6 protein-coding genes and 3 pseudogenes are annotated in these 8,496 nt (G+C 69.4%); 7 read left to right on the top strand and 2 right to left on the bottom strand.

All coding sequences use genetic code 11. The features are described from left to right. Positions 1-286 precede the first annotated feature (286 nt). The 4 genes from AB0B40_RS37625 to AB0B40_RS37610 all read left to right on the top strand — a co-directional run bounded on the left by AB0B40_RS37625 (position 287) and on the right by AB0B40_RS37610 (position 3,137). A complete protein-coding gene (locus tag AB0B40_RS37625; protein WP_345046197.1) occupies positions 287-457 on the top strand; it encodes a hypothetical protein in 171 nt (56 codons plus the stop codon). Between the two features lie 605 nt (positions 458-1,062). Further along, the gene (locus AB0B40_RS37620) at positions 1,063-1,299 is read left to right on the top strand and encodes a hypothetical protein (RefSeq protein ID WP_362268110.1); all 237 of its coding nucleotides are present in this window, start codon (positions 1,063-1,065) and stop codon (positions 1,297-1,299) included. 71 nt (positions 1,300-1,370) lie between these two features. Then, complete coding sequence (locus AB0B40_RS37615; protein ID WP_345046199.1) at positions 1,371-2,123, top strand: ASCH domain-containing protein; 753 nt, start codon at positions 1,371-1,373, stop codon at positions 2,121-2,123. A gap of 447 nt (positions 2,124-2,570) precedes the next feature. Next, a complete protein-coding gene (locus AB0B40_RS37610) occupies positions 2,571-3,137 on the top strand; it encodes a dihydrofolate reductase family protein (protein ID WP_362268108.1) in 567 nt (188 codons plus the stop codon). Between the two features lie 183 nt (positions 3,138-3,320). On the opposite strand, the pseudogene AB0B40_RS37605 reads toward AB0B40_RS37610, so the two are convergent. Together AB0B40_RS37605 and AB0B40_RS37600 are read right to left on the bottom strand one after the other, a co-directional pair. Next, positions 3,321-3,668 (bottom strand): annotated as a pseudogene (locus AB0B40_RS37605) (transcriptional regulator); the annotation flags it as partial. A gap of 733 nt (positions 3,669-4,401) precedes the next feature. After that, a pseudogene (locus tag AB0B40_RS37600) lies at positions 4,402-5,064 on the bottom strand (ABC transporter); the annotation flags it as partial. A 1,247-nt stretch (positions 5,065-6,311) separates the two neighbouring features. Here AB0B40_RS37600 and AB0B40_RS37595 point away from each other — a divergent pair. The 3 genes and pseudogenes from AB0B40_RS37595 (at position 6,312) to AB0B40_RS37585 (ending at position 8,197) form a co-directional block, all read left to right on the top strand. Continuing rightward, positions 6,312-6,860, top strand: coding sequence for an N-acetyltransferase (locus AB0B40_RS37595; protein ID WP_362268107.1), 549 nt, complete (start codon positions 6,312-6,314; stop codon positions 6,858-6,860). Positions 6,861-6,906: 46 nt separating this feature from the next. Beyond that, a pseudogene (locus tag AB0B40_RS37590) lies at positions 6,907-7,451 on the top strand (helix-turn-helix domain-containing protein); the annotation flags it as partial. Positions 7,452-7,525: 74 nt separating this feature from the next. Then, the gene (locus AB0B40_RS37585; RefSeq protein WP_362268105.1) at positions 7,526-8,197 is read left to right on the top strand and encodes an alpha/beta fold hydrolase; all 672 of its coding nucleotides are present in this window, start codon (positions 7,526-7,528) and stop codon (positions 8,195-8,197) included. Positions 8,198-8,496 lie beyond the last annotated feature (299 nt).

The raw sequence follows: 8,496 nt of genomic DNA, 5'->3' as shown, positions 1-8,496 counted from the left end.
GCCATCGCCGCGACCCTCATATGCCACCGCCGACTGGCCAAGTGAAATGACGTCTTAAGCCCTTGTGAGGCGCTTCGGGGGAGCCTCGTGCGTTGCGGGAGGCCACCCGTCACCCGACCGGTGGCCACTCTCATTCCGGGCTTTCCGCAGAACACCGTCACTGAGACGGTGGATCGGTCGGTGGGCAGCGACTGCCTCGTCGAGGAGACCATCATGCGGGATCCCTCACGACCGGGAGATCCCGTCCCTGCTGCCCGGACTCGCCCCGACCGGACGGACCGTCGAAGTGCCGCTGGTCGTGGTGGTGAAATTCCGCGACGGCCTCATGGCGAGCGAACGGATCCACTGGGACCACGCCGCGGTGTTGACCCAGGTCGGTCTGCTCGCCGCCGAAGGCCTGCCCATGGCCGAGCTCCCCGAGGTCGTCCGGTTCCTGCGGGACAAGGCCATGCCCTGACCACACAGGGGGATCGCTCCAGAGCACCCCGAATCGGCGACAGCCGACAGCCGACAGCCGGGAGTCAACAGGGAATCTCCGCGGATCAACGAGGGATCCCGCACTTCAGGTGCCACGTTCTCGCAGGTCACGAATTCCGTCGGTGACCGGGACCGGGCGCGGGACTCCCCCACCACGGCGGTGCTGGACATCGTCCGCGGCATCCACTCCGTCTCGACGGTGTCGGGAGGTGTGACCGCGGCTGACGAGATCACTTCCCTCGTTCGAGTGAGCCCCGCCTGCCCGTAGCGGTCGTCGGCTGCCTCGCCGGCCGCTGTCCCAGGTCACCACCGCGGTACGCCGGCGCCGCCGCACTCGGCGCGCGCGGCGGCCTGTGAACTCGGCGAGGATGATGAGGACGCCTCGCAGTGGTTGAGCGTGCGCTGAGGCTGGGCGGGCTCGGCGCGTGCTGCTGGCCGGTGGACTACGCGACCGCACGTACGCCGCCGGCGTGAGCGCAGGCGGTCGAAGTTGGCCCGACGGTGAGGTTTCGTCGGGCTACCCGGCCTCTGGCTTTGACGTGACCGTAGTTCGGAGAAGCTTGCGTCCGTTGCCCGGTTCTCCAGATGGACCCTCGCCGGCGGCCCCGCCTCCTGGAGATCGTCCTGAACCCCCGCGAGCGCATCCGCGAGGCCCGCGCCGATGGCTGGCTCGGCGAGGCCGAAGGACTTCCAGTCAGCTTCGACGCCGCGATGGCCAAGCTCAACAGACTCGAACGGGCTCCGACCGATGGCCGGCCACAGCTGGTTGAAATCCCGTGGAGCCCACCTGCGTGGCGTGGAATTATCTTCGACGCCTACTGACGAAAGGGAAGGCCAAAAAGGTGTACGTACCGTCATCTGCGCGAGCTCTTGATGATGACGAGCGTGAGCTCGTGGAGCTGGCACGCCGCACCATAGACGCGCATACCGACGCCGGGCCCGACGAAGACGGGATCCATACGATGGGCGCCGCGGTCATGGCCGCCGACTACCGGATGTTCGCCGGCGTGAACCTTTACCACTTCACCGGCGGACCCTGTGCCGAACTCGTGGCTCTGGGAGCCGCACGAGCCCAGGGCGCCCGCCAGATGCGCTGCATCGTTGCCGTGGGAAACCACGGGCGCGGGATCATCGGCCCGTGCGGGCGCGATCGGCAGGTCTTCGCGGACTACTACCCCACCATGCGCGTCATCGTGCCCACGCCCGCGGGGCCCAGGTCCGTTCTCGCCGCCGACCTGATGCCGCTGACTCAGCGATGGACCCCGGAAGGCATGAACGGTCTCGACCCGTCGCTCTACCAAGACCCCGAGACGGCCGGTCCCCCGATCATCCGGTTCCACCCCCGCTACCTTGAAGACGTCCGCTCCGGCGCCAAGACCAAGACCACCCGCTTCCGGGACCCGGCCCAGCTCGGGCCGTCGCGGTTGGTGTTCGAGAGCGACCCCGAAGTCGTCCTGCTGGCAGAGGTGACCGGCATCAGGCACTGCCTGGTCAGCGACCTCACCAACCAGGACGCGCAAGCCGAGGGGCTGACGACCGCAGCCGAACTCCGGGAGTGCCTCCAGGGCCACTACCCAGATTTGGCGGGAACCGACGAAGTCGACGTCATCAGCTTCCAGATCAACGACCGGACAGGCGCCGCCTGAACCGCCCGCCGGCCTCGAATCCCATGTCCCGGCAGAGCTGCGTCCAAGCGTCCAGTGGCAGCAGGTGGGTAGTCGACCGTGCGGCGGCGGTCGTAGGCGATCGGCGATCCTTCCTGGTCAAGGTGATCGCCCGCGCGGACAGGCCGAGGCTGATGTCCCCGAAGTGGCCCCGCTTCGTGAGCCGGAACGGCATGTGAGATCCCAGCAGGTCTTCTACCGGTGTGTGAAGGAGGCGGACCGCCGCGGGGAAGTCCCCTGTGCCTCCGATGAAGAGGAGGTAGTACGACTGGGCAGGGTGGATGGTGCGCGAGAGGGACCCGTTCTGAGGACTCGGACGGGCGGACCAGGCCGGCCAGAGGACTACCGGCGAGCCCAGATCGCGCACCGACGAGTTTCCCGGGCCGCGCAGGTCTATACGCGGGACACCCCCGGACGGAAGGCTGCGTCATGCGGAAACTGATTTACGGCATGAACCTGACGCTGGACGGTTACATCGCCGCGGCCGGTGACGACATCGGATGGAGCGGACCGCCGAGCGACGAGCTGTTCCAGTGGTGGCTCGACCACGAGCAGGCGAGTGGCCTGTCGCTGTATGGGCGCAAACTGTGGGAGACGATGAGCTCCTACTGGCCAACCGGCGACCAGCAGCCGGGCGCCACCCCGGCGGAGATCGAGTTCGCCCGGAACTGGCGGGACACGCCGAAGGTGGTGTTCTCCTCGACGATCGACAAGGTCGACTGGAACACCCGCCTGGTCACCGGCGACGCGATCGCCGAGATCACCCGGCTCAAGGCCGAGGACGGCGGCCCCATGAACATCGGCGGCGCAACGCTCGCCGGGGCGGCCATGCGCGCCGGGCTGATCGACGAGTACGTGATCGCCGCCCATCCGGTCCTGGTGGGCAGCGGCACGCCTTTCTTCACCGCGCTGGACAGCTGGGTGAACCTGAACCTGGTGGAGACGCGGACGTTTCCCGGCGGCGTGGTCCTGACCCGGTACGCGACGAGGCGCTGAGCAGCAGCACCCACGCGCTCGTGTCACGGTGATGTCGTATACGACGTCGGTACGACACGGCCCGTGAGATGACGACATCAGCCCCGAGACCCTTCACGTCGCCGCCCTTGATGCGGCGGGCGGGGTTGTGACCCTGCTCCATCAGGTCGGCCGCCCACCGCATCGGCTGGACGGTTATCCCAAGTTCACCACCAAGGGGTGCTCTGGGGTGGCCTCCGGCGGCGCCGGGTCCATCGGTTCCGTGCCCAGCGAGCCGCGGTTGTGACCAGAGGCCCAGTTCCCGGTCGCCGGGTCCTGCACTGTCTTGGTGGGCGGGCGCAGTGCGGTCATCAGCTCCAGGCCCGACACGGCCGTCGAGCCGCGCGGGGTGATGACGCGCTGGGCGTGGACGCCGAGGGCGCGGGCGATGTCGGCAGGCTCCCTCTCGCTCACTCCAGGCCAGGAGCGTTCGTCGAGGGCCCCCCAGGACAAGATCGCCAGCCGCACGCACTGCCGCCCACCTTCGTGAGCCTTGCGGTAGACCCTGGCCCAGACTCGTCCCGGCCATCGCCCCCCCTCGCCGCCGAGCACCCGGCGTCGACCCTGCTCGGTAAGCTCGAGCCGGCCGCCGCCGAGGCCGCGCCCGTCCTCGCCTACCTCGCCGCCCGACCCGACGACAAGGCGGCTGACCAGGCATTGGCCGTGCGCGTTCGGGTCGTGCCCCGGCAGGCCGCCCCGCTGCTGGCCCGGCACCTCCGCCGGCGCCAGCGCGCGCTCGACGCCGCAAGCGACTTCCACGCGCCAGCCTTCCCCTTCGACCCGGCCCTGCTCGCCGCCGTCCGCGCACGGCCTGGCCGCGGACGGGCTCGGCAACAACGAGACCGCCCACCTGGTCCACCTGCTGCGCCACTGGGGCCCGTCGGCCGCCGCCGCCCTGCCCGAGCTGTACACCGTGCTGGCCCGCTTCCCGTACGCGGCCACCGCCATCACCGCCGTCGCAGCGGCCGTCCCGCGAGCCGAGCGTGAGCAGGCAGGCGCCGTGCTGCGGGCCGCCGCCGGGTCGCGGATGGTGGCGCGGGCCCGCCACGACCTCACCGGCGAGACCGACGTCCTGCTCGACGCCGTCGCCACCGCGCTTCACGCCGGTCCGCGTGAGGTGGCCGAGGCTGCTCAGGCCGCCGCCGCCTTGGGCGCGATGGCCGCCGGACTGCTCCCCGCCCTGCGGGCAGCAGTGCAGCAGTCAGCGAGGGCGCCGAGCCGACCACCCCGCAACTGGACGGCGACCGGAGGGCTGCTCGTCCGTGTACAGCAGGCAGTCCCGGTCCCTCTTCCTGAGCCTGCGCCACGGCCGGTCGATGTCGATGCCCAGGCCGTTCACGACACTGCGCAGGTTGGCGCCCTGCCAGGCGCCCGGCCAGGCGGCGATCGCCCCCTCGCGGATGCTCAGCGAGGGGTCCGGGACGAGCAGGTCCTCGGCGACGTCGTGCACGACTCCCAGTCCGTGGCATTCCGGGCAGGCGCCGGCCGCGGTGTTGGGTGAGAACGACTCGGCGTCCAGCCGTGCGGCCCCGGGCGGATAGGTACCGGCGCGGGAGTACAGGATGCGCAGCAGATTGGACAGCGTGGTGATGGTGCCGACCGTCGAGCGCGAGCTGGGCGACCCGCGTCGCTGCTGCAGGGCCACGGCCGGTGGCAGTCCGGTGATCTCCTGCACGTGCGGTGCGCCGACCTGTTGCAGCAGCCTTCGGGCGTACGGTGCCACGGACTCGAAGTAGCGGCGCTGGGCCTCAGCGTAGAGCGTGCCGAACGCGAGCGAGGACTTGCCCGAACCGGAGACGCCGGTGAAGGCGACCATCGCGTCCCGCGGAACGTCGACGTCGATGTTCCGCAGGTTGTTCTCACTGGCGCCCCGGACATGGACGAAGGGGTCGCTCACGTCCTTGTTCACCGTTCCTGATTACCTGATCGCGCCGGAAACCGCGCGACAGGCGCCGTCACCGGGCCCCGCTCACATGAGCATCCGCAGGGTCCCCGGATGAGCCGCTCCTGGGGAACATTCGAGGGTGCTTTCACCGTTGATGCATATGTGGGCGTGAAGGGAACTGTGTCCCCGGGCCTCACCCTTAGCCCATGAGGACGATCGTTCGGCTGAAGCCTTATGGAGCCCCCGCCGCGAGGCGACCGCCCTTCACGCCCACTCTGCGATCAGCCCCGGCTGGGGATCCCCCGAACCAGCCGGGGCCTTCGCCTGCCCCCTGCCGGCGCCCTTCGGCGAACGCGGTGGTTCACCTCCCGGTGGCGCACTCGCTCCGGCGGAGTAGGTACGCGATATCCGCCCACACCCTGCGACCGAATCGCCGCCCAGGACACAACGCGAGTGGGCCGATCGTGCGCTCTTGGTTAAATCAGAGGTAAAACTCGCGGCGCCGGAAAACTCGACACCGTCCGGCCGCGAAGAAAGCGGCTCAGCTCGCAGCCGATCCGCGCTTCCCGCACGGTCCGCTCGCGGTCCTGGACGGCGACGGTTGCGCGGACGGCACGGGCGGGATCGTGCTCGACGGCCTCGCGACCACCGTGGTGGAACTGGTGGAGTGGACGCTGCGCGAGTCCGGCCTTGGTGCGCCGCGCCTGCACCGCAACGGCAAGGACAGCGACCCGTTGATCGTCCTCACCGCGGCGGCCGCCGTGAAAGCGCCGCTCCCTGTGTCTTCCCGAGGATCACCAGCTGGTCAAGAACGTGGTGAAGGCGAAGTGACGGCTCACCCAGCCTGGATTCGGCCCGTGGGCAAGGATCTACCGCAAAGGCGCGGGGGCGCGGAGGGCGCGAGCGGCAGTGTGTGCAGCTGGCGATCCTGTCCCGGGACGCCCTCGATGAGCGATCCTGGCGCGGCGTTACTCAGATGGAGGCGGCCGACGTCGCCCGCGTCCTCGGACCCGGGTCCTCACCCCGTGCGGCTCCACGAGGTGGACCCGCATCTGCCGTAGCCGGCCGACGGGACCGGCGCCTACCTGGACCTGTGGCACGACCGCCTCAAGAGCGCCTGCGTCGACACCCTCGCCGACCTCGGCGTCACCCGTGAACCTGTCAGACGCCGAGTTCCTCGCCGCCATGGAGTATCACAAGGACGTCGACCCCGCGATGGCCGCCATCAAAACCATGTGCGAGCGAGTGGGACGGGTCCTTACCCTCCGGTCATGGATCTTCGCGAAGAACTTCCGGGCGACAGTGAGTCTGTGCGGGACATCCACCTGCGGGCGTTCGGTGACCACGGCCTTGTCGTGGCCGACCTGGTCGATACCCTGCGCGGCACGATCACGCCCGCGGACGGTCTCTCACTGGTCGCTGAGCTCGACGGGCAGATCGTCGGGCACGTCATGTTCACCCGCAGCCTGCTCGACGCCCCTCGACGGCTGGTTGAGGTGCGTGTGCTCAGCCCGTTGGCCGTCATGCCCGAGTATCACAAGCGCGGTATCGGCTCGGCCCTGGTCCAACACGGGCTGAAGACCCTCGCGGAGCGGGCCGTCCCCCTGGTCTTCCTGGAGGGCGATCCGGGCTACTACTCGCGTTTCGGCTTCGCGCCCGGTGACGACCAGGGCTTCCGAAAGCCATCTCTGCGCATTCCAGACGGCGCCTTCCAGGCCCTCAGGCTCCCGGCGTATGAGCGATGGATGACAGGGACGCTGGTCTACGCAGAGCCGTTCTGGCGGCACGACGCAGTCGGCCTCCGCGACCCCAGCGCATAGTGCCGCGAGAACCTCTGCCCCTGTCGTGACGTGTCGCGCCGTGCGGATGCTGATCCGGACTGCGCGATGTCGCCAGGCTGTCCGGGGGGCAGAACGAGTACGCGTCCACGAGATCGAGGACGCCGAGGGGCAGCGCCTGCTGCGGATCATCCGCCGAGGCACCGGGTCGGTGGTGACCTGGCGACGGGCCCAGATGGTGCTGCGGTCCGCGCAGGGCATGCCGGTTGCGAAGATCGCCGAGATCACGTTCACCAGCGCGGACCGGGTCCGGGACGTGAATCCACAGCTTCAACGCCGACGGCTTCGAGGCGCTCTGCCCCAAGTACAAGGGCGGCAGGCCCAGAACGTTCACCCGGGCCGAACGCCGGGAGATCAAGAAGCTCGCCAAGTCCAGGCCGGCCAGAGCACGGCTTGCCGTTTTCGACCTGGGGCGTGGCCAAGCTGGCGGACTTCCTGGCCGCCGAGGGGGTGGTCGACGACATCAGCCACGAGGGCCTTCGGGTCCTGCTCCGCGAGGAGGGCGTCTCGATTCAACGCATGAAGACGTGGAAGACCTCGCGCGACCCGGACTACGCGGCGAAGAAGGCCCGCGCCCAGGCAGGACCCGCGCGAACTACCCATGCCCGTGGAGGAATCAGCGTCATGTGGGCATCGTTCATGCCTGCATGACGACCTTCGTTCTCGTTCCTGGCGGCTGGCGCGGCGGCTGGTACTTCTCCGGCTTGGCCGACCGGCTGCGCGCCGCCGGACACCGGGCGCTGACCGTTACCCCCACCGGTGTCGGCGACCGCGCCCACCTGAACTCTGCCAACGTCAATCTCGACACCCACATCGACGACGTGCTCGCCGTACTCGCTACCGAGGAGGTCGGCGACGCCGTTCTCGTCGGGCACAGCTACGGCGGCATGGTGATCACGGGTGCCGCCGACCGCGCCCCTTCCGGCGTGGTGCGCCGCCTGGTCTACGCCGACGCCTACGTACCCGAGGACGGCCAGTCCTGTTGGGACCTGACCACCGATGCCTACCGCAGCCTGTTCCTGGACGGCGCGGCGGCGGACGGATACGCGGTCCGGCCGCCGTCCGGCAGCGACCCGCGCTTGACCGCACATCCACTGGCCTCTTTTCTCCAGCGGATCCGGCTGGACGCGGCTGGCCTGCGTGACGTCAAGACCCGGGACTACGTGTATCTGTCCGGGTGGGACGGCACGCCCTTCACCGCCGTGCGCGACCGGCTGGCCAACGACCCAACCTGGCGTGTCCACACCCTGGACAGCGGCCACGATGTCTGGAGGGATGCCCCGCAGGAGTTCTTGGAGATCCTTCTGCTGGGCGAATAGCCACGACGCGGTGCGCGGACGTCCTCATCGGCCGTGTAGTTCATCTGGCAGTGGTGGCGCCGAGGTTCGTCAGCACGAGGAGGGCGCGCAGGAGGTGGGTGGCGCGGACGGGGTGGGTGCGGAGTTCTGGTGGGGATCCTCCAGTTCTTCAGGTGGGCGAAGCCGTGCTCGGCCGAGGCGCGTCCGGCGGCGAGGGCGCGGTTGGCGTTCTCGGGGTCTGTACGGTGAGCGGTGTAACTCCCGATCTGGGAGCGACAGTTGATGACTGACGTGACAAGTGGCATGAAGGCCGGGGAGGC

The organism is Streptomyces sp. NPDC042638 (assembly GCF_040647235.1).
Taxonomy (GTDB): Bacteria; Actinomycetota; Actinomycetes; order Streptomycetales; family Streptomycetaceae; genus Streptomyces; species Streptomyces rameus.
Note: the sequence above shows the minus strand (reverse complement) of the source record. Positions and strands in the feature narration are given on the sequence as shown.

Coding starts and splice junctions, on each gene's coding strand:
- AB0B40_RS37610 (WP_362268108.1), top strand. CDS start 2,571: ATGCGGAAACTGATTTACGGCATGAACCTGACGCTGGACGGTTACATC.
- AB0B40_RS37595 (WP_362268107.1), top strand. CDS start 6,312: ATGGATCTTCGCGAAGAACTTCCGGGCGACAGTGAGTCTGTGCGGGAC.
- AB0B40_RS37620 (WP_362268110.1), top strand. CDS start 1,063: ATGGACCCTCGCCGGCGGCCCCGCCTCCTGGAGATCGTCCTGAACCCC.
- AB0B40_RS37585 (WP_362268105.1), top strand. CDS start 7,526: ATGACGACCTTCGTTCTCGTTCCTGGCGGCTGGCGCGGCGGCTGGTAC.